Source organism: Pseudomonas sp. P116 (genome assembly GCF_020149425.1).
GTDB classification, from domain to species: domain Bacteria; phylum Pseudomonadota; class Gammaproteobacteria; order Pseudomonadales; family Pseudomonadaceae; genus Aquipseudomonas; species Aquipseudomonas anatoliensis.
Genome location: NZ_JACVHB010000002.1, coordinates 161899 through 181636, shown reverse-complemented (window position 1 = coordinate 181636; position 19738 = coordinate 161899). Strand labels below are relative to the sequence as shown.

21 protein-coding genes are annotated in these 19738 nt (G+C 56.2%); 10 read left to right on the top strand and 11 right to left on the bottom strand.

Annotated features, from left to right (window positions below; all coding sequences use genetic code 11):
- Window positions 1-8: 8 nt before the first annotated feature.
- Entirely contained in the window at window positions 9-185 is a 177-nt protein-coding gene (locus tag ICA15_RS07180) for a hypothetical protein (RefSeq protein ID WP_191626414.1), read from the bottom strand.
- Window positions 186-213: 28 nt separating this feature from the next.
- Window positions 214-516 carry a DUF1883 domain-containing protein gene (locus tag ICA15_RS07175; RefSeq protein ID WP_042559354.1) on the bottom strand — a complete coding sequence of 101 codons (303 nt, stop codon included), beginning with the start codon at window positions 514-516 and terminating at the stop codon, window positions 214-216.
- Between the two features lie 210 nt (window positions 517-726).
- Between ICA15_RS07175 and ICA15_RS07170 the strand changes: the two genes are divergently transcribed.
- A complete protein-coding gene (locus ICA15_RS07170) occupies window positions 727-1083 on the top strand; it encodes a hypothetical protein (RefSeq protein WP_150602363.1) in 357 nt (118 codons plus the stop codon).
- Window positions 1084-1154: 71 nt separating this feature from the next.
- Entirely contained in the window at window positions 1155-1385 is a 231-nt protein-coding gene (locus ICA15_RS07165; RefSeq protein WP_150602362.1) for a hypothetical protein, read from the top strand.
- Between the two features lie 3 nt (window positions 1386-1388).
- Here ICA15_RS07165 and ICA15_RS07160 read toward each other — a convergent pair whose 3' ends face one another.
- Both ICA15_RS07160 and ICA15_RS07155 read right to left on the bottom strand, forming a co-directional pair.
- Complete coding sequence (locus ICA15_RS07160) at window positions 1389-1676, bottom strand: hypothetical protein (protein ID WP_080896026.1); 288 nt, start codon at window positions 1674-1676, stop codon at window positions 1389-1391.
- Window positions 1677-1825: 149 nt separating this feature from the next.
- On the bottom strand, window positions 1826-2011 hold the full coding sequence (locus ICA15_RS07155; protein ID WP_007912238.1) for a hypothetical protein: 186 nt from the start codon (window positions 2009-2011) through the stop codon (window positions 1826-1828).
- Window positions 2012-2269: 258 nt separating this feature from the next.
- Here ICA15_RS07155 and galU point away from each other — a divergent pair, with 258 nt between their 5' ends.
- Complete coding sequence (gene galU / locus ICA15_RS07150; RefSeq protein WP_150591994.1) at window positions 2270-3109, top strand: UTP--glucose-1-phosphate uridylyltransferase GalU; 840 nt, start codon at window positions 2270-2272, stop codon at window positions 3107-3109.
- 129 nt (window positions 3110-3238) lie between these two features.
- On the top strand, window positions 3239-4597 hold the full coding sequence (gene gorA / locus ICA15_RS07145; RefSeq protein WP_210552834.1) for a glutathione-disulfide reductase: 1359 nt from the start codon (window positions 3239-3241) through the stop codon (window positions 4595-4597).
- Here gorA and ICA15_RS07140 read toward each other — a convergent pair.
- Window positions 4594-5610 carry a DNA-binding protein gene (locus ICA15_RS07140; protein WP_210552833.1) on the bottom strand — a complete coding sequence of 339 codons (1017 nt, stop codon included), beginning with the start codon at window positions 5608-5610 and terminating at the stop codon, window positions 4594-4596. The genes gorA and ICA15_RS07140 overlap by 4 nt on opposite strands.
- Before the next feature lie 177 nt (window positions 5611-5787).
- Here ICA15_RS07140 and ICA15_RS07135 point away from each other — a divergent pair, with 177 nt between their 5' ends.
- The 3 genes from ICA15_RS07135 (at window position 5788) to ahpF (ending at window position 9121) form a co-directional block, all read left to right on the top strand.
- On the top strand, window positions 5788-6726 hold the full coding sequence (locus ICA15_RS07135; protein WP_150615492.1) for a site-specific integrase: 939 nt from the start codon (window positions 5788-5790) through the stop codon (window positions 6724-6726).
- A gap of 138 nt (window positions 6727-6864) precedes the next feature.
- Complete coding sequence (gene ahpC / locus ICA15_RS07130) at window positions 6865-7428, top strand: alkyl hydroperoxide reductase subunit C (protein ID WP_007958941.1); 564 nt, start codon at window positions 6865-6867, stop codon at window positions 7426-7428.
- A 130-nt stretch (window positions 7429-7558) separates the two neighbouring features.
- Entirely contained in the window at window positions 7559-9121 is a 1563-nt protein-coding gene (ahpF, locus tag ICA15_RS07125; protein WP_210552832.1) for an alkyl hydroperoxide reductase subunit F, read from the top strand.
- Window positions 9122-9349: 228 nt separating this feature from the next.
- On the opposite strand, the gene gloA is transcribed toward ahpF, so the two are convergent.
- Window positions 9350-9871 (bottom strand): lactoylglutathione lyase, encoded by a 522-nt coding sequence (gene gloA / locus ICA15_RS07120; protein ID WP_210552831.1) that lies wholly within the window; start codon window positions 9869-9871, stop codon window positions 9350-9352.
- A gap of 138 nt (window positions 9872-10009) precedes the next feature.
- On the opposite strand from gloA, the gene ICA15_RS07115 reads away from it, so the two are divergent.
- Window positions 10010-10528, top strand: coding sequence for a DUF4946 domain-containing protein (locus ICA15_RS07115; protein ID WP_150615495.1), 519 nt, complete (start codon window positions 10010-10012; stop codon window positions 10526-10528).
- 214 nt (window positions 10529-10742) lie between these two features.
- Here the strand turns inward: ICA15_RS07115 and ICA15_RS07110 are convergent, their stop codons facing one another.
- The 3 genes from ICA15_RS07110 to ICA15_RS07100 form a co-directional block, all read right to left on the bottom strand.
- Window positions 10743-11108 (bottom strand): histone-like nucleoid-structuring protein, MvaT/MvaU family, encoded by a 366-nt coding sequence (locus ICA15_RS07110; RefSeq protein WP_150603796.1) that lies wholly within the window; start codon window positions 11106-11108, stop codon window positions 10743-10745.
- Window positions 11109-11342: 234 nt separating this feature from the next.
- Window positions 11343-12878, bottom strand: coding sequence for a cyclic diguanylate phosphodiesterase (locus ICA15_RS07105; protein WP_210552830.1), 1536 nt, complete (start codon window positions 12876-12878; stop codon window positions 11343-11345).
- Window positions 12879-12993: 115 nt separating this feature from the next.
- Window positions 12994-13866, bottom strand: a complete 873-nt coding sequence (locus ICA15_RS07100; protein WP_210552829.1) for a LysR family transcriptional regulator — start codon at window positions 13864-13866, stop codon at window positions 12994-12996.
- A 77-nt stretch (window positions 13867-13943) separates the two neighbouring features.
- Here ICA15_RS07100 and ICA15_RS07095 point away from each other — a divergent pair, with 77 nt between their 5' ends.
- Both ICA15_RS07095 and hppD read left to right on the top strand, forming a co-directional pair.
- Window positions 13944-14891 carry a DMT family transporter gene (locus ICA15_RS07095; protein ID WP_210552828.1) on the top strand — a complete coding sequence of 316 codons (948 nt, stop codon included), beginning with the start codon at window positions 13944-13946 and terminating at the stop codon, window positions 14889-14891.
- 245 nt (window positions 14892-15136) lie between these two features.
- Window positions 15137-16213, top strand: a complete 1077-nt coding sequence (gene hppD / locus ICA15_RS07090; protein WP_150615500.1) for a 4-hydroxyphenylpyruvate dioxygenase — start codon at window positions 15137-15139, stop codon at window positions 16211-16213.
- A 123-nt stretch (window positions 16214-16336) separates the two neighbouring features.
- Here hppD and rarD read toward each other — a convergent pair whose 3' ends face one another.
- Complete coding sequence (rarD, locus tag ICA15_RS07085; RefSeq protein WP_210552827.1) at window positions 16337-17218, bottom strand: EamA family transporter RarD; 882 nt, start codon at window positions 17216-17218, stop codon at window positions 16337-16339.
- A gap of 206 nt (window positions 17219-17424) precedes the next feature.
- The gene (locus tag ICA15_RS07080; RefSeq protein ID WP_210552826.1) at window positions 17425-19542 is read right to left on the bottom strand and encodes an acyltransferase family protein; all 2118 of its coding nucleotides are present in this window, start codon (window positions 19540-19542) and stop codon (window positions 17425-17427) included.
- Between the last annotated feature and the right edge of the window lie 196 nt (window positions 19543-19738).

Below are 19738 nucleotides of genomic sequence, written 5' to 3'. Positions count from 1 at the left end.
TCGGTGCGTTACAGCGCCTTGCTGACGGCGATATCGCTGATCACATCTTCAGTCTGCCCGTGGATTGCGTCGAGAGCAGCCTTGGCTTCTTCCTCGGTGCCGTTTTCCAGTTGCGCGAACTCGAAACGGCGCTCGCCGTTGAGCTTGTACTTGATGACGTATTTGGTCGTTTGGGCCACGGTCATGAATACCTGTCTGTGTGGGCGGGGCGGCTCAGCTGAGTTTGGAGCTGGAGCGGCGGATGATCTTGATCGAATGCGTCAGCGTCGGTTTGCGTGTAACGCTGATTGCCCGGGTGGTGACGGTGTCGATGGTGATGTTCCAGAAACCGGTGCTCGGCGCGGTGATGCGGGCCGGGAACGTGTCGAAAGCGCCGCCGTGGTAGGAGTGACGACCGCCATTTTTGAAGCTGCGGAAGTTGGCGTCGCTCATCAAACGGATGTTGCAGGTTTGCGAGCATTGGATGACGACGATGTCGTCTTCGTTGAGGTGTTCGCGCTGGTGAATGAATTTCATGGGCGCCTCCAGAAGGGCTTTTTCTACAAAATCAAAACGATAGCTTGTAATTGGGCGCAGTTTATCAGCCTGCACGGGTTATTATCTGGCCGTCGGGCGTTGGTTTGACAATTTTGAACAGATATTCGCGATTGGATGCGGGTTAAATGCAGAAGGCCCCGGAGAAAAACGGCATTTGTGCTGTCGGACGGTCTTTAACGGAGGTTTTTTATGAAGTGGGGTGTGGTGTGTCTGCCGTTGGTTTTGGCTATGGGTGGCTGTGCGAACGTTTCCGAAATCAATGAAACGCTACCGACCGTGAGCGTAATTTCCGGCAAGAAGCCCCATGAGTATGCGCAGTGCCTGACCGAAAAACTGGCGGACAGCCGCGGCGCGCTGCAGATACAGCCGCAAAAGGAGGGGGTTCGCGTGATTGTTCCGGGCAAACTGTCCTCTGGCCCGGCCGCCGTGTTTGATATCGAAGATCGCTCCGGCGGTAGCAGTATCAAGCTGCATGAGCGCATGTCGAATGTGCCGGTGCGCCCACGTGATGTGCGTAACGCGGCCAACGCCTGTATTTCCGGCTGATAGACTATTGGTCATCAGCATCAATGCCGTCACAGTCATGCTGTGACGGCATTTTCATTTCTGGAGTCGCGATGAAGCGAGAGCAAGTGCGGGAACGCCATGCAGAGGGCCTGATCTCTGCCACACATGTCATTCAGAACCCGGCAAATTCCGGGGAATGGATCGTATTTTTCAAGAAAAGCGCCGGGCGCAGTTATTTCCTGGTGGACGATAACGACGAAGTCGAGTCTTTCAATCGGCTCGACGATCTGATCGAAGTCGTACGCGGACTCGGGATCAAGTTCGCGGAAATTCACATGTAGAGTCTATTTGCAGACCACTACCACGCTGCGGTTTTTGTAGTTGCCGACATCGACGCCCAAAGTTTTTTCGCTTTCCTTCGGCGCCGGTGTGCCGTCAGTGCCGACGATGCGGTAGCCCGTGCCTGCGCAGGAGGCGTCAGCCTTTTCATAGCAGGTGGCCCAGGAATTGGCTTCACCGGAGCAGTCGATGGTCAGCCCCTGTTCGCCGTTGTTCAGGGTGGTCGGTTGGGATGTGGCGCAGCCGCTCAATACCAGTACCGCGATCAGTGGCAAAAATCTGTTCATGTTCATAGTTGTGTCGTCTTCAGCGGTGGGGGACTAGACGCTCTGACAGCGCCGGTATGAAAAGGTTATAGCGATTGGCCACTTGTTTTCGACGGTCGTGTGTCAGGCACAAAAAAGCCCTGCTCACGGCAGGGCTTGCGGCGCTTCGCAGCAGATCAGTCCTGATCTTTGCCGCGGCGCTTTGCCGACGCAGGGGTGTCAGTAAATACCGACGCTACATCAGTCGCCATCTGCTCGCTGTCGAAAGGCCCGGCAATGTGTTCGCCATTGGTCGTGGTGAGCGTCCACTTTCCGTCTTTCTTGTCGATCACATACCCGTTGATGATTTTTACGGCGGCCATCTAATCTGTCTCGTTCGCTGATTCAAAGTCGCCATGATACCGGCAAAATGTTCACAATGGGGGCGATGAGCGTATGGTAATCCAGCTCGTCGGTCACTTTGAGCTAAGCTGAGCGATGGTCTGCAGATGCCGATGGAACTATCGGCGAGAATATTTCTCTATGTTGGCATCGGTTAGCCAGTGCGGGGCATTGTAAGGTGCACGCCGCCTGATTAGACTGCGCCGAAACTCGTACACACAGCCTTTTCAAGGACTTATATGATCAAGAAATGCTTGTTCCCAGCAGCCGGTTACGGTACTCGCTTCCTGCCAGCGACTAAAGCCATGCCTAAAGAAATGCTGCCGGTGGTAAACAAGCCACTGATCCAGTACGGCGTTGAAGAAGCTCTGGACGCTGGCCTGACTGAAATCTCGATCGTTACCGGTCGTGGCAAACGCGCCCTGGAAGACCACTTCGACATCAGCTACGAGCTGGAAAACCAGATCAAAGGCACCGACAAGGAAAAATACCTGGTCGGCATCCGCAAGCTGCTGGACGAGTGCTCGTTCTCCTACACCCGTCAGACCGAAATGAAAGGCCTGGGCCACGCCATCCTGACCGGCCGCCCGCTGATCGGTGACGAACCGTTCGCCGTGGTACTGGCGGATGACCTGTGCGTCAACCTCGAAGGCGACGGCGTACTGACCCAGATGGTCAAGCTGTACAAGCAGTTCCGCTGCTCGATCGTGGCCATTCAGGAAGTCGATCCGCAAGAAACTCACAAGTACGGCGTAATTGCCGGTGAGATGATTCGCGACGACATCTACCGCGTTCACAGCATGGTCGAGAAGCCAAAGCCGGAAGATGCGCCATCGAACCTGGCAATCATCGGTCGCTACATCCTGACTCCGGACATTTTTGACCTGCTTGAGCAGACCGAGCCAGGCAAGGGCGGCGAAATCCAGATCACTGACGCCCTGATGAAACAAGCCCAGAACGGCTGCGTAATGGCCTACAAGTTCAAAGGCAAGCGTTTCGACTGCGGTGGCGCTGAAGGCTACATTGACGCGACCAACTTCTGCTTCGAGAACTTCTACAAGACTGGCAAGGCTTACTAAGAGCGCTTGATCCGTCTGTACGAGAAAGCCACCTTCGGGTGGCTTTTTCATTTTCAGCCCTCATATGGATGGCAGTGCTTGCCCAATGGGTGTCTGCAGGTATGCTGATCGCCTGCCGAGGAGATAGAGATGGCCTACGATTTTGACCTTTATGTGATTGGTGCAGGTTCCGGCGGTGTGCGGGCTGCGCGGTTTGCTGCCGGTTTCGGCGCGAAAGTAGCGGTGGCTGAAAGCCGTTATCTGGGCGGGACGTGCGTCAACGTGGGTTGCGTGCCGAAGAAGCTGCTGGTTTGCGGCGCGCATTTCGCCGAAGACTTCGAGCAGGCGTCCGGTTTCGGCTGGAGTCTGGGTGAGGCGAATTTCGATTGGGCGACGCTGATCGCCAATAAGGATCGCGAGATCAATCGCCTCAATGGCATTTATCGCAATCTGCTGGTGAACAGCGGCGTGACCCTGCACGAAGCGCACGCGAAGATCGTTGGTCCGCATGAAGTCGAGGTCAACGGTGAGCGTTTCACCGCGAAAAATATTCTGATCGCTACCGGTGGCTGGCCGCAGATTCCAGAGGTTCCGGGGCATGAACATGCGATCGGTTCCAATGAGGCGTTTTTCCTCAAAGAACTGCCCAAGCGTGTTTTGGTAGTGGGTGGTGGTTATATCGCGGTCGAGTTTGCCGGAATCTTCCACGGTCTCGGCGCCAACACCACATTGCTGTATCGCGGCGATCTGTTCCTGCGCGGCTTTGATGGTTCGGTGCGCAAGCACTTGCAAGAAGAGCTGACCAAGCGCGGCATGGATCTGCAATTCAACGCCGACATTGCGCGCATCGACAAGCAGGCTGACGGCAGTTTGAAAGCCACGCTCAAGGATGGTCGAGTGCTGGAGGCTGATTGCATTTTCTACGCGACCGGTCGCCGTCCGATGCTGGACAACCTGGGGCTGGAAAACACCGATGTTCAACTCACCGACAAAGGTTTCATCAAGGTCGATGAGCAATACCAGACCACGGAACCTTCGATTCTGGCGTTGGGCGATGTAATTGGTCGTGTGCAACTGACGCCTGTGGCATTGGCCGAGGGCATGGCGGTGGCGCGGCGTCTGTTCAAGCCGGAGCAATACCGTCCGGTGGATTACAAGATGATCGCGACGGCAGTGTTCAGCCTGCCGAACATCGGCACGGTCGGTTTGACCGAAGAAGAGGCGCGCGACGCGGGTCACGACGTGGTGATCTTCGAGAGCCGTTTCCGGCCGATGAAGCTGACCCTGACTGAGTGTCAGGAGAAAACGCTGATGAAGCTGGTGGTCGACGGCAAGACTGACAAGGTTCTTGGCTGCCACATGGTCGGCCCGGATGCGGGCGAAATCGTCCAGGGCCTGGCGATTGCGCTGAAGGCTGGCGCGACCAAGCGCGACTTCGACGACACGATCGGGGTGCACCCGACGGCCGCCGAAGAGTTTGTCACCATGCGTACACCGGTCGGCGCTTAAGCGTCTTTCGGTTTGGCCGAGTCTGGCGCTGCCGCAACGGTAGCCGCCAGACGCAGGCTGTCTTCCAGACTCGCTTGAGCCTTGGTCAATTCCTTTTCCAGTGACTGATTCAGCAGCGTCTGCTCTTCGACGCTCTGCTTGAGTGTCTGGCTTTCCAGTGTTGCCACACGCAGACGTTCCTGGAGGAGGGTGCGCTCGCTGTCAACGCGAGTGGCTTGTTCGAGCAGTTGATCTTGTCGCTGGTTGCTGTGCTTGAGCTGGTCTTGCATCAGGCTGAGTTCGCGTTGAGTGCCACGGTTCTCGGTGAGCAAGCGTTCGTTGTCGCGATGCAGTTGGGTAATTTCATCCTGGCGCACCAGCGCGCTTTGCTGCGCCTGACGCAGCTCCGCCTGAATCTGCTGCACCTGGCCTTCGTGGCGGCTCTGTTCCTGCTCGCGCTGTTCCTTGGTGGCGTTGCGGTAGTGCTCCAGCGCATCGCGGGCGTGTAGGTGCTTTTCTTCCAGCGAGCGGATCTGCTCGTCCTTGTCCTGCAAGCGCAATTCAAAGTCGGCCAATGCCTGATTCAGCCCGGCATTGCGGGTTTGCTCGGTTTGCAGCATCGAGCGGGTGCTGCCCAGCGCTTCCGATTCGCGCTCCAGTGCCGCGCCTTGAATCTCGTGCTGATGCTCCAGTTGCTCGAGAGCGTGGCGAACCTGTTTCAGTTCGGATTCGAGTGCCTCGCGTTGCTCCTCAAACTGCTCGCGAGCCTGTTCGATGGGTTCTTGTGCCTGTTCTTTAAGGCGCTGAGCAAGGCGCGAAACCAGTGCGGTCAGTTCGTCATCAATAGGCTCTGCCGACGCTTCGATTGGCTGGGCGCCGTCATCCAGCTCTTTCAGATAACGATGGATCGTGGTTTTGGAGCCGGTATTGCCCATTTCAATGCGTACTGCATCGATGCTCGGGTGTTCGCCGCGGGCCAGGATCGCTGTGCGCGCGATCTGAACCAGTGCTTTGGTAATGCCGCCACGGGCCATGTGAACTCCTACGTTTACGTACTGTGGTACATGCCACTCAAGTACGCAGTGTACCATGCTGAAAATAAAGTTAAATCTTTGATATTTAAGAGGCGGGATATACTGGTATTACCCAGTGTCAGACGGCAAAATGCGTTTCGATACCCTTGAATCAGTACGCCAGCGAGAAAACAGCCCATGAGCGATCTGGATCGCTATCTGCAAGCCGCCACCCGTGACAACACCCGCCGCAGCTATCGTGCCGCCATTGAGCATTTCGAAATTACGTGGGGTGGATTTCTGCCGGCCACAGCCGACAGCGTTGCGCGGTATCTGGTCGAGCATGCGGGTGTGCTGGCGATCAATACGTTGAAGCTGCGTCTGTCGGCGCTGGCGCAGTGGCACAACAGCCAGGGTTTTGCCGACCCGACGAAAGCCCCTGTGGTGCGCAAAGTGTTCAAAGGCATTCGGGCGCTGCATCCGGCGCAGGAAAAACAGGCCGAACCTTTGCAACTGCAGGATTTGCAGAGAGTCATCGAATGGCTGGAGCAGGAAGCTCAGGACGCGAAGGCGCAGCAGGATCGTCCGTCATTGCTCAAGGCTTATCGGGATCGCGCGCTGATTCTGCTGGGCTTCTGGCGTGGCTTTCGTAGCGATGAGTTGTGCCGCTTGCAGATCGAGCATGTGCAGGCGCACGCCGGCAGCGGCATCACTTTGTATCTGCCGCGCAGCAAGGGCGATCGGGAAAACCTCGGCCAGACGTATCAAACTCCGGCACTGCTCAAACTCTGTCCTGTGCAGGCTTATATCGACTGGATCAACGAGGCTGCGCTCGTGCGCGGCCCGGTATTTCGCAGCATCGACCGTTGGGGCAATTTGAACGAGGAGGGCCTGCACGCCAACAGCATCATCCCGTTATTGCGTCAGGCGCTGGAACGCGCCGGGATTGCCGCCGAACGCTACACCAGTCACTCATTGCGCCGCGGCTTTGCAACCTGGGCCCATCAAAGTGGCTGGGACCTTAAATCGTTGATGAGTTACGTCGGCTGGAAGGATATGAAGTCAGCCATGCGTTATGTTGAAGCCAGCCCATTCCAGGGGATGGCTCGGATTACGGATAAACCGGTTACGCCCTAGAGATCGTTTTCTTCTATTAATACAGTCAGCTAATAGCGAAAACAAATCAGCAGCATCAGGTTTGCCAATGAGCCATCCGTCGAGTGAGTGGGTAGGATTCACCCCATCAACTTCATAACCCCTGACGGAGAGTCATCAATGCCTATCATCAACAGCCAAGTAAAACCGTTCAAAGCTACCGCGTTCAAAAACGGCGACTTCGTTCAAGTCTCGGACGCTGACCTGAAAGGCAAGTGGTCGGTCGTGTTTTTCTACCCAGCCGACTTCACCTTCGTTTGCCCAACCGAGCTGGAAGACCTGGCTGACAACTACGCTGCTTTCCAGAAGCTGGGCGTAGAGATCTACAGCGTTTCCACCGACACCCACTTTGCTCACGCTGCCTGGCACAACACTTCGCCAGCCATCGGCAAAATCCAGTACACCATGATCGGCGACCCGACTCAGGTGATCTCCCGCAACTTCGACGTGCTGATTGAAGAAGCTGGCCTGGCTGACCGTGGCACCTTCGTGATCAACCCTGAAGGCCAGATCAAAATCGTTGAACTGAACGATGGCGGCGTTGGCCGTGACGCTTCCGAGCTGCTGCGCAAGATCAAGGCTGCTCAGTACGTTGCTGCTCACCCAGGCGAAGTTTGCCCAGCCAAGTGGAAAGAAGGCGAGGCCACTCTGGCTCCGTCCCTGGACCTGGTCGGCAAGATCTAAGTCCGTGACACGCAACTCAGGGCGGAACTCCGCACCTACTTAAGTTAGCTGCACCGCCCAATAAAACGCCCGGGCGAGATTCGCTCGGGCGTTTTTTTATGTCTGAAACAAATCAAAGGAAATCGCCCGTATGTTGGACGCCAATCTTAAAGCCCAGTTGAAATCGTACCTGGAACGGGTCACCCAGCCGATCGAGATCGTTGCTTCCCTCGACGACGGTGCGAAATCCCGTGAAATGCTTGACCTGCTGAAAGACGTTGCCAGTCTTTCGAGTCAAATTACTTTGATCGACAGCGGTGACGATGCTCGCAAGCCATCGTTCTCGATCAACCGTCCGGGCGCCGACATCAGTCTGCGTTTCGCCGGTATCCCGATGGGCCACGAATTCACTTCGCTGGTACTTGCCCTGCTGCAAGTCGGTGGCCACCCATCGAAAGCCAGTGTTGAAGTAATCGAGCAGATTCGTTCGCTCAAAGGCGAGTTCAGTTTTGAGACTTATTTCTCGCTGTCCTGCCAGAACTGCCCGGACGTCGTTCAGGCGCTGAACCTGATGGCCGTGCTTAATCCGAACATCCGCCACGTCGCCATCGACGGCGCCTTATTCCAGGACGAAGTCAACGACCGCAAGATCATGGCCGTGCCGAGCATTTACTTGAATGGCGAAAACTTCGGCCAGGGCCGCATGGGTCTGGAAGAGATCCTCGCCAAACTCGACACCGGCGCCATCGAGCGTCAGGCCGAGAAAATCAGCGCCAAGGAAGCCTTTGACGTGCTGGTGGTCGGCGGTGGCCCGGCCGGTGCGTCGGCGGCAATTTATGCTGCACGCAAAGGCATCCGCACCGGTGTTGCGGCTGAGCGTTTCGGTGGTCAAGTGCTGGACACCATGGCTATCGAGAACTTCATTTCCGTGCAGGAAACCGAAGGGCCGAAACTGGCCACGGCGCTGGAAGAACACGTCAAGCAGTACGACGTCGACATCATGAACCTGCAACGCGCCGACAAGCTGATCCCGGGTAAAAATGGCGAGCTGCATGAAATCCGTTTCGCCAGCGGTGCGACCCTCAAAGCCAAGAGCGTGATTCTGGCGACCGGTGCGCGGTGGCGTGAAATGAACGTGCCGGGTGAGCAGGACTATCGCAACAAAGGCGTGGCGTACTGCCCGCACTGCGATGGCCCGCTGTTCAAAGGCAAGCGTGTCGCGGTGATCGGCGGCGGTAACTCTGGCGTTGAAGCGGCCATCGACCTGGCGGGTATCGTGGCTCACGTGACGCTGCTGGAATTCGATGTGCAATTGCGAGCCGACGCCGTGTTGCAGCGCAAGCTGCACAGCCTACCGAACGTTACCGTGATCACCAGTGCGCAAACCACTGAAGTCACCGGCGACGGCCAGAAGGTCAACGGCCTGCGCTACAAGGATCGCAACACTGATGAGTTGCGCACTGTCGAGCTGGAAGGGATTTTTGTGCAGATCGGTCTGCTGCCGAACACTGACTGGCTCAAAGGCACCATCGAGCTGTCGCCGCGTGGCGAAATCATCGTCGATAACCGTGGCGAGACGTCGATCCCGGGCATCTTCGCTGCAGGTGACGTGACCACTGTGCCGTACAAGCAGATCGTGATTGCAGTGGGCGAGGGCGCGAAGGCTTCGCTGAGCGCTTTCGATCACTTGATCCGAACTTCGGCTCCGGCGTAAAAGCCAGATCTGAAAAGACAAAACCCCATGAGCGATCATGGGGTTTTTTATTGTGCATGAAAATGCAGCCCCTCACCCCAGCCCTCTCCCGAGGGAGAGGGAGCCGATTTGTATGCTCTTCAAAATCTGAGTTCGACGCGATATCTCAGGTCGGCGTAGCTCTGAAAAACAACTCGGTCAGTTCCCTCTCCCTCTGGGAGAGGGTTAGGGTGAGGGGCTTTTCGCCTTTCACATCGGCGCAGGCTGAATGATCTCGACCCAGTAACCATCCGGATCCTTGATGAACGCCAAGCTTTTCATGCGGCCATCGGTGAGGCGCTTCTGGAAATCACAGCCCAGCGTTTCAAAACGCTCACACGCTGCGACGATATCCGGCACCGAGATGCAGATGTGGCCGAAACCACGCGGATCAGTGTTGCCATTGTGATAGGCAAAATCAGCATCGTTTTCGGTGCCGTGGTTGTGGGTCAGCTCAAGAATGCCCGGGATCGACTTCATCCATTCGGTGCGAGCAGCGGCATCGGCCGGGATCTGCGCCTTGTCGACCAGTGCCAGGAAATACAGGCTGAATTCCGCTTCCGGGAAGTCGCGCTTTTCAACCAGCGAGAAACCCAGCACGCGGGTGTAGAAATCCAGCGACTTGGTGATGTCCTTTACGCGCAGCATGGTGTGGTTGAAAACGAAGTTGCGGGTTGCGCTGTCTGGCGTGGCAGTGACGCCGGGGAAAGTGTTCAGTTCGTGCAGGCTCATGGGCCCTCCAATAACTATGGGCGAGTGATGGGCGCAATGATACGCATGCCTGCCGGCATCGCCAAATGAAAGGGCAGGCTTGCCGTGCGCGCGGCCGGGGCTCAGACTTTGCGGCTCTATCTTCGAGTGCGCCCGGCAATGATCCGACTGTTTAAAACTCCGTTAGTTTTCTTAGGCTTGTTTCTGGCCGCCGCTACCGTGTTTGCCGAAGAGCCGAGCATCACCTGGCCCGCAGGCTGGGAGGTGGAGGCACTAGCCGATACGGCACCGCAGGTTTCTCGCCAGCGGGCGGTCAAGAACGATGCCGATGGCAATCAGGTGATGGTAATGGAGTTGACCATGACTCAGGTTGAAACGGGTCATCAAGTCAATTTGCAGGGTGTTTTGCTGGAAATGCGCAAGTCGATACAAAAAGACTTTTTCCGGGGTGGCTATCAGAGTGTCTGCAACAAGGTGCATCCGGCGACGCTCGGTTCTTTGTCTGCGCTGGAGACGACTTGCACGGTGACCGAAAACGGTCGGCATGTGTTATCGCAAACACTGGTGGCGGCGGTCGCGACGGATAAGGCCTATGTACTTTCCTATGCTGGTCAGGCCGAGGCTTATAAGGCGAGCGCAGAAGAGATAGTCGCGGTGAGAAACAGCCTGAAACTTTAGGCTCTGTACTCTTCGCGTCGTGTTAGATGCCCAAAGGGATTAAGCACAAAGTTTAACGTTGGCGCCGCTCGCAACATGATGCCGCAGATTGTTTAGGTTTTTGACTCAGTAACGTTACACAAGAGTGGGAACTTGCTCGATGAAATTCATTTCATTTGTTAGATATTGTCAATAAAAAAGCCCTGCGTCATGCAGGGCTTTGATGGGTGCCGGATTAACCGCGCAACCAGGAATCAACGGTGCCTGCACCGTACTGTTCCTTCCAGGCTTTCAGGCCGCGGTGGTTGCCGCCCTTGGTCTCGATCAGTTCGCCGGTGTGCGGATTCTGATAGACCTTGACCACGCGAGCGCGGCGGGTTTTTGGTGCTGCAGAGCTTTGCAGCGAGGATTTGGCCGGATTCGGATCGAGAATGGCGATGATGTCTTTAAGGCCCTTGCCGTAGTTTTTCATCAGCCCCTGGAGCTTTTCTTCGAATTCGATTTCTTTCTTGAGCCCGGCATCGTTCTTCAGCGATTCCAACTGCTTGAGCTGTTCCTGAAGGGCCTTTTCAGCTGCACGAAATTCAGCGAGTCTGGACAATATCTTTACTCCAATAGTGTATTTGGCTGATACCAACCGCAAACAAAGCTTAAAACTGGAGCCTTGTAGCGACTCGGTGATAAGTGGCTCGCCTGCCAATCTTTGCACAGGCAAGAAAAATTGTAGTTGTTAATGCGTCAGGAGTAAATCCTGATGTTGTCCTCATGTAACCGTAGTGGTCTTTTGTATCAATTTTGTGCGCCTTGTCGGCGCATCTCGCTTAAGCCCATTTAGTTAATGGTGACTTAATGCACTAATGAAGTCTGCTGCCGGCATGGGTTTGCCGTACAGATAGCCTTGCAGGAAGTTAACGTTATGCGCGGTCAGATAATCGGCTTGTGCCTGTGTTTCGACACCTTCGGCAACAATGCCCAGATCAAGCTTGGCCGAGAGTTCGATGATGGTGTCCAGAATGTGCCGCGAAAGCGCGTCAACGCCGATCATGGCCACAAAACTCTGGTCGATCTTGAGGAAATCCACATTGAATTTACGCAAGTAACCGAGGCTTGAGTGCCCGGTGCCAAAGTCGTCGATGGCGATCATCACGCCCAGTGCATGCAGTTGCTCAAACAGCTGGCGCGTGATGTCGGTGGGTTCGATCAGCTCGCGCTCGGTCAACTCCAGCACGAGGCTAACGCTGTCGGGCGCAAAAGCTGCGAGAAACTCACGGCAATCCGCGACCAGTAGCAGATCCCGGCAATGGCTCGCGGTAATGTTGATACCGATGTGAAACGGTGCGGCAAAGGTCGATGACTGGGGCCCGAGCAGCGCCGCTGTTTGCCGCATCAAGGCGCGGGTCATCGGTACGATCAGCCCGGAGTGCTCGGCGAACGGGATAAACAGGTCCGGGCGCACCAGGCCTTCCTTGGGGTGATTCCAGCGCATCAACACTTCGGCGCCCGACCATTTCTTGCTGTCGCCGTGCACCACAGGCTGGAAGTACGGAATGAACTCGCCGGCCTCCAAAGCACGTAGCATTTCGTGGCTCGGTGAAGTCGAGCGCTTCTGCACGACATGGCCGATAGCGCCCGACACCACACCGAAGAACATCAACAGGCTGAACAATGGCGGGTACTGTTCGGCCATGTAGCGCCAGGTTTCGCCCTTTGGAAAACCCGCCGACACGCTGAACGCATGACGCGAAGAGTCCAGCATTGTGTGCGCCACTGGCAGCGCGGGCAGGACGCCTTCGCGGACCTGGCCATTGGCTGACATCCAGTTATCACCCACCTGCAATAACAGCAGTGTTTGCCGGCCGATCAGTCGCAGCATGTTGCTCAGGTGATAACCATCCAGTGTCGTCAGAGCACCGCCGCGACCTTCGCTGAGTCGATACACCAGTAGCGCGGTGTTCGGTGTGACCGGATTACCATTCATCAACCACAACTTGCCCTGAACATAGTCGCCCGCTCTGACAGCTTCCTTGAACTCGCCGAACAACGAACTGCAATAGAGATTGTTGTCCCACACAAGATTGGTCGATCGCACGAAAGGGCGGCGGGTCACTTGCTCGCGCAGGGCCAGTTTGACGGTTTCACACGGTTGTCCGGCCAGCGGCAGCAGATCCCGGGCCGCCTGGGCTGTGCTGTCGAGCATCAACTCGAACTGGCGCAGCGCTTCTTCGGCAGTCTTCTGTGAACTCTGCGCAAGGGTGCGCTCGGCCTGCATGTACAGAATTACGCTGCCCAACAAAACTGGCAGCAGGGCGCTGAGCAGGGTGATGGCGATGCGCACGCTACGTTTGCGGCGAGGTCTGACGGTCAACGGCATGGGCGCATCCTGTCGCGAAAAAGTGAGGCTCCCGAATTTGGTCCGGGCACCGGCGCACCGCTGAAAAACACTTCAGCCAGTGCGCAGGATAGATGGCAGATGACACTTGCGCCGCTCATTGCGGATTCAAGCGTTTTGCCAACGCAATAAAGGCGAGCGCTGCCGGTGATGCCTGGCGCTGGTCGAGGACGGCGAGACCGACTTGGCGTTTAACCGCCGGCGACAGCGGTATTTTTACGTAACCGGCATTTGGCGAGTCTGGCAACGAAGCCTCGGCAATCACGGTGATCGCATCGCCCCGGCTGACCGTCTCGAGCGTACTGAGCAATTGCGAACAACGATAACGAATATTCGGTTGCAGGCGTGCGGCGTTGAACAATCGCGACACCAGTTCCGACGACCCTGCCTCGGTCAAAATGAACGGATCAGCGCAAAGCGCTTTCAGGCTCAGCTCGGATCGTGTTGCGAGGGGATGCGCAGCGGGGAGCAGGGCGACCATCTGATCTTCGATCAAGGCAAAAGTGTCGAAACGTTCTTCGGGCAGCACCACGAAACCAATGTCGATCCGCCGCTCTTCCAGCCACTGGATGACTTGCCGATCCGGTCCCTCATCTATATGCACTTCGATGCCCGGATGGGCTTGGCGATAGTGCCGCAGAATATTCGGCAACAACTTGATTGATGAAGTCGGGCCGAACGAACCGATGCGCAGCGTGCCGCGTTTCATGCCGCGGGCATCAGCGGCTTCCTGGCGCATCGTATTGGCCAGACCGAGCATGGCGCGGGCGCGCAGCAGCAATTGCTCGCCGATATCGCTGAGTTCCACTTGCGACTGATGCCGGCGCAGCAGTTCGACGCCAAGTTCCTGCTCCAGCAACTTCATTGCGTGAGACACCGCCGACTGTGAGATCCCCAAATGATGGGCGGCGAGCGTGAAACCGCGCAGTTCGGCCACCTGAGAGAATATCTCCAATTGAGTGAGGGTCATGAGTGAATGCTCATTTTACGATGATCAGGAATGAAGCGAATGATACGCCATCTTGTCCTTTTTCCTTTTGGAGTGTCATGCGAAACGTTGAGCGAACCCACCCAACTCCAACCGAAACGCCGGTTTATCTGACATTGGCAGCAGTCACCATGATATGGGGTGGAACATTTGTCGCCGCGCGCTTTCTGGCTGGCAGCCTTAATCCGATTTTCGCCGCCAGCCTGCGATTTTTGCTGGCCAGTGTCGCGTTACTGGGGTTTCTATGGCTGGCGCGGATTCCGTTGGCCCGACCTTCTGTGCGGGAGTGGCTGCAGTTGGCAGTGTTGGGGTTCTTCGGCATCTTCTTTTACAACCTGTGCTTCTTTTATGGTTTGCAGTACATCAATGCTTCGCGAGCCTCGTTGATTGTCGCGTTGAATCCCGCGGTGATAGGTCTCGCTTCCTGGCTGCTGTTCAAGGAGCACCTTGGGCGCGGGAAAGTCGCTGGCATCGCAATCTGCATCGTCGGTGCCGGGCTGGTGATCGTCAGTCGTAATCCGCAATTGCTGGCTGCCACGCCGGACGCATGGGTCGGCGATTTGCTGATTCTGGGGTGCGTGGTCGGCTGGGGTGTTTATTCGCTGTTTTCCCGTCGCCTTAACCAGACGCTGGGCCCGGTGCAGACGGTGACGTACTCGATCCTGATCGGCACGGCAATGCTCTGGACGCTGGCAGCAGTGCGTGGCGAATTGAGTTGGGTGGTGCTGATTGAGCTCGGCGCACCGCAGTGGCTGAGCCTCTTCTACCTCGGTGTCTTCGGCTCGGCACTGGCCTATATCGGTTACTACGATGGCATCCGCAAAATCGGTGCAACCCGCTCTGGCGTGTTCATTGCCCTGAATCCATTGACTGCGGTGATTCTCGGCGCCTTGTTGCTTGGCGAACAACTGACGCTGGCCATGGGCCTGGGCGGCGTACTGATCCTGGCGGGCATTTACCTGTGCAACAAACCCCTTGCACCGTCGCCAGAAAAGCGGATTTTATAGAGAGGGCAGACAAACCCTGTTTACGCTGTGTAGAATCGGGTTACGCATACAATAATAATTCGTCTTCTGGCAGCAGAAGCCTCGCCCGCAAGAGCCTTGGGTCGACAATGAAGATATTCGGGTTTCAACTGATCTACGGTGACTTCCTCGCCCGCAGTGTGCGTGGCATCTCCTGTGCGCCGCCCATCCACCTCATTACTGACAAATAACCCTGGTTAATTGATAAGAAATGATGAGGCGTCACCATGACCGATTTATACGAAAACCCAATGGGCCTGATGGGCTTTGAGTTCATCGAGCTCGCATCGCCGGTCCCTGGCACTCTGGAGCCGATCTTCGAGATCATGGGCTTCACCAAAGTCGCCACCCACCGCTCCAAGAATGTGCACCTGTATCGTCAGGGCGCAATCAACCTGATCCTCAACAACGAACCGAACAGCGTGGCTTCCTACTTCGCGGCCGAACACGGCCCGTCGGTGTGCGGCATGGCGTTCCGCGTCAAGGATTCGCAGCAGGCCTACAAGCGCGCACTGGAAATCGGCGCCCAGCCGATCCACATTGAAACCGGGCCGATGGAGCTGAACCTGCCGGCGATCAAAGGCATTGGCGGCGCGCCGCTGTACCTGATCGACCGTTTCGGCGAAGGCAGCTCGATCTACGACATCGACTTCGTGTTTATCGAAGGTGTTGATCGCAATCCGGTCGGTGCCGGCCTGAAAATCATCGACCACCTGACGCACAACGTGTATCGCGGTCGCATGGCTTATTGGGCGAACTTCTACGAGAAGCTGTTCAACTTCCGCGAAATCCGCTACTTCGACATCAAGGGCGAATACACCGGCCTGACCTCCAAAGCGATGACCGCACCGGACGGCATGATCCGCATCCCGCTCAACGAAGAGTCGTCCAAGGGCGCCGGGCAGATCGAAGAGTTCCTGATGCAGTTCAACGGTGAGGGCATCCAGCACGTCGCGTTCCTCTCCGATGACCTGATCAAGACCTGGGATCACCTGAAGAAGATCGGCATGCGCTTCATGACCGCGCCACCGGAAACCTATTACGAAATGCTCGAAGGCCGTCTGCCGAACCACGGCGAGCCGGTTGATCAACTGCAATCGCGCGGCATTCTGCTCGATGGCTCATCGGAGCAGGGCGACAAGCGACTGTTGCTGCAGATCTTCTCGGAAACCCTGATGGGCCCGGTGTTCTTCGAATTCATCCAGCGTAAAGGCGATGATGGTTTCGGTGAGGGCAACTTCAAGGCACTGTTCGAATCGATCGAGCGTGACCAGGTTCGCCGTGGTGTACTCGCGACCGAGTAAGCGATAAAAAAGCCTGGCATCGGCCAGGCTTTTTCAGATCAAAAGATCGCAGCCTTCGGCAGCTCCTACAGGGGATTTACCTTCCTGATGTAGGAGCTGCCGAAGGCTGCGATCTTTTGCTTTTTACGGTCTGCGCTGGCGCATCAGATGCTTGAACCCTTCAAACACCAGCACCACAACCGCCAGCCAGATCGGAATGTAGGTCAGCCACTCAGTGGACTTGATGCTTTCACCCAGGATCAGCGCCACACCCAGCAGTAACACCGGTTCAACATAACTCAACAACCCAAACAGACTGAACGGCAACAACCTGCTGGCAATGATGTACACCACCAGCGCCGAAGCACTGATCAACCCGAGCAGCGGAATCAGCCACATCAACCCCGGATATTGATTGAACACGTCCAGGCCTTGCTCACCACTCTGCACAAACCAGTACGCGACCGGCAGCATCAGGGTCATGTCGACCCACAGCCCGCCGAGGTGATCGGTTTTCAGGTATTTGCGCAGCACGAAGTACAGCGGATAGCCGACCACGACCACCAGCGTCGCCCAGGAAAATCCGCCGACCTGATACAACTCGTTCAACACGCCCAGGCTTGCGAAGAACACCGCGACCTTTTGCAGGTACGACAGGCTCTCGCCATAGGCAATCCGCCCGGTCAGCACCATGGCCAGCGGCAGCAGGAAATAGCCCAGCGACACGTCGAGGCTGTAACCGTTGAGCGGTGCCCACATGAACAGCCACAACTGCACGCCGAGCAACGCAGCCGAGACGATCAACCCGCCAATAAGTTTTGGCTTGCCCGCCATCAGGCGAATCAACTCCAGCACCCGCCGCCATTCGCTGGAGACCAGCATGAACACCGTCATGCATGGCACTGTCAGGAGCATCCGCCAGCCGAAAATCTCCACGCCGCTCAACGGGGTGAGCAACGAAGTGAAGTAGTACATGACGGCAAACAGCACCGAGGCTGTAACCGATAAAGCGATACCTTTAGACAAACTGTCCTCGCGGGTGGGTGATCAAACGGGGCGCGAAGGATACGTGGTTTTTGTGCTGAATATTGCTCGAGTGCTCAATATTCCACACATCCGATACGACGGTGGGTCGAATTCATTGTAGGAGCTGCCGCAGGCTGCGATCTTTTGATCATGCTTTACCAAAACAGAATCAAAGATCGCAGCCCGTGGCCCCTCCTGCAGAAAGCTTACCGAGTACCCTTCAACGGATTACTGAAGCGCTTGAGGTACATTTGGCCGAGCTTGTAAGAGGCATAGTCGGTCACGTGGCCAATGTCACGATAGACCGGAAAACCGTCGATGACCGTCGCGCAATTGCCGTCCTGGCATTGAACACCTTTCGGATCAACAACAATCAAACCCGGGTACTCATCCTGCAGTTCGCTGAACAGTTTCGCCAATACCGGATCTTCGCCACCCGACCATGGTGAGGTGGCGCACAGGCTGCTCTGCTCGGTGCTTCCCATCCAGCCCCGCAACTTGACTCGTTTCAACAGGCATTCGTTGATACCCGCGGGCATTGGCATCGTGTTCATCAGGAAGATGGGCGTGGCGCCCGACTTGATGATGATATCCAGGGCTTCGCGGATCGCCACGCCGAGGCGTTGTCGGGACAGTTCGAGGCTGCGAGGGTCATCCTGTTTCGTGACGATGTCAGCGTTCAGGTAGGCCTCCCAGAATTGGCCAACGATCACGTACTCGAAATGGCTTTTGCTGATCAGGTCGTAATATTGCCGAGCGGCGGCATGGCACTTTTGATACAGCCCGCCCTTGTATTTTTTCGCGTCGTAGAGGTAAACCTTGGGCAGTGCCAGGCACGCCGGGTAACCCTGTGCGAGTGCCGACAGGTTGGCGTCTTTAGCCAGCGTTTCAACAAATCCCCAGTAATGGTTCGAAAACGAATCACCCAGTAGAAATACCTGCGGGTCCGCCTGGGCGGCACCCATGATGCAACCAAGGTCGGTTCCATCACTGACACCCAGGCATTTTTCCCGTTGGGCGGGCACATAAGCCTTCAGACCACTGAAGACCTGGATCGAATCTTCGCCAAAACGCTCGGGCCATCCATCGTGCTTCTTGCCGGAAGTGTGCAGTAACGAAAGTCCGATCGCGGGCACCAGCATCAGCAATATCAGGGTTTTGGTAATGCCAGCCCTTGGCTTGCGGAATCTGTTTTCGATAAGCACGAACGAAAGCCAGGCAATCACAAACGTGGCGGCGAAGTAGATGACTGTGACCATCGGCGTAAGTGTGATGCCGATATAGGTCACGAACGCCAGGATTGGCCAGTGCCACAAGTACAACGAGTAGGAGAGGGTGCCGATAAATACCAGCGGTTTGAAGGCCAGTATTCTGGAAGTAATGCTGGCATCGCCAATGCCCCGAAAAAGCAATGCTGCGGTCGCGATACAAACCGCTATGGCGTGGTAACCCGGAAACCCCGCGAGGATATCTTCTCGCGTCGCGCAGTAGAGAATCGTCGCCAGCGCAAGCGCACAGACCAGCGATGCACTCAACCGATTGAGCCTGAATTTGTCCGTGCTGAAAATCACCGCACAGGAGCCGATCATCAATTCGAAAATTCGAGCGGTAAAGAGGTAGTAGTTTTTATCCGCCAGTGTGTGAGACCAGTACAAGGCCAGCGCCATTGCCGCCACGGTTAAACCGAGAACGGTCGCCTTGAAGGCTTTTTTCGCCACATAGCGGTTGAGCAGCCAGATGCCCAAAGGCAAGACCAGATACCACTGCCACTCGATGGCCAGCGACCAGGTGTGCAGCAGAGGCAGGGTCGCCGCATCGGGTGTGGCATAGCCGGTTGTCGCGTTGGAAAAATACTGGTTAGAGAGGAGTAACGAGGTGTACTTGGCGCTTTTCAGGAAATCGACATAGTCGTCGGGCAAGTAAAGCAACGTGGTGATGATCAGTGTGACTATCAGCAACGCAATGATGGCCGGCTGTAATCGCCAGATACGACGGGCGTAGAACCCCGAGAAGCTGAACGTCCCATTGTCCAGCGACTTCATGATGATCGAGGTCGTCAGATACCCAGAAATCACGAAGAAGATATCCACGCCTATATAGCCCGACGGAAACAACGTTAAACCGCCGTGAAAAATCAACACCAGCAGAACGGCAATCGCCCGCAGCCCGTCTATGTCTGCGCGGTATTCAATGGCAGGTTTGCGATGCTGGGTCGCAGAGGCCTGTGCCGAGGGGGCCTCTGCGGTTTTATCATTGGCGCCGAGTGCTTTATGCCATATCGCGCGCAAAGGCTTCCATGCAAACTCAAAAGGGCGATTGAGCATTTACTTATCCTGAAACAGTCTCGAACGATCTGATTTGTTTTTTTGATTGCGCTCAATTCATAGGAAAAAAGCGGGATGCGCAGGGTATCAGAAATGTTACAGAGATTTTTTCAATCGCCTGCGATCGGTTCCGGCCTTGCAACGAAACGACTGGCGTAGTCGTCCGAATAATGGCTCTCCGCGAAGCAGCGGGGCT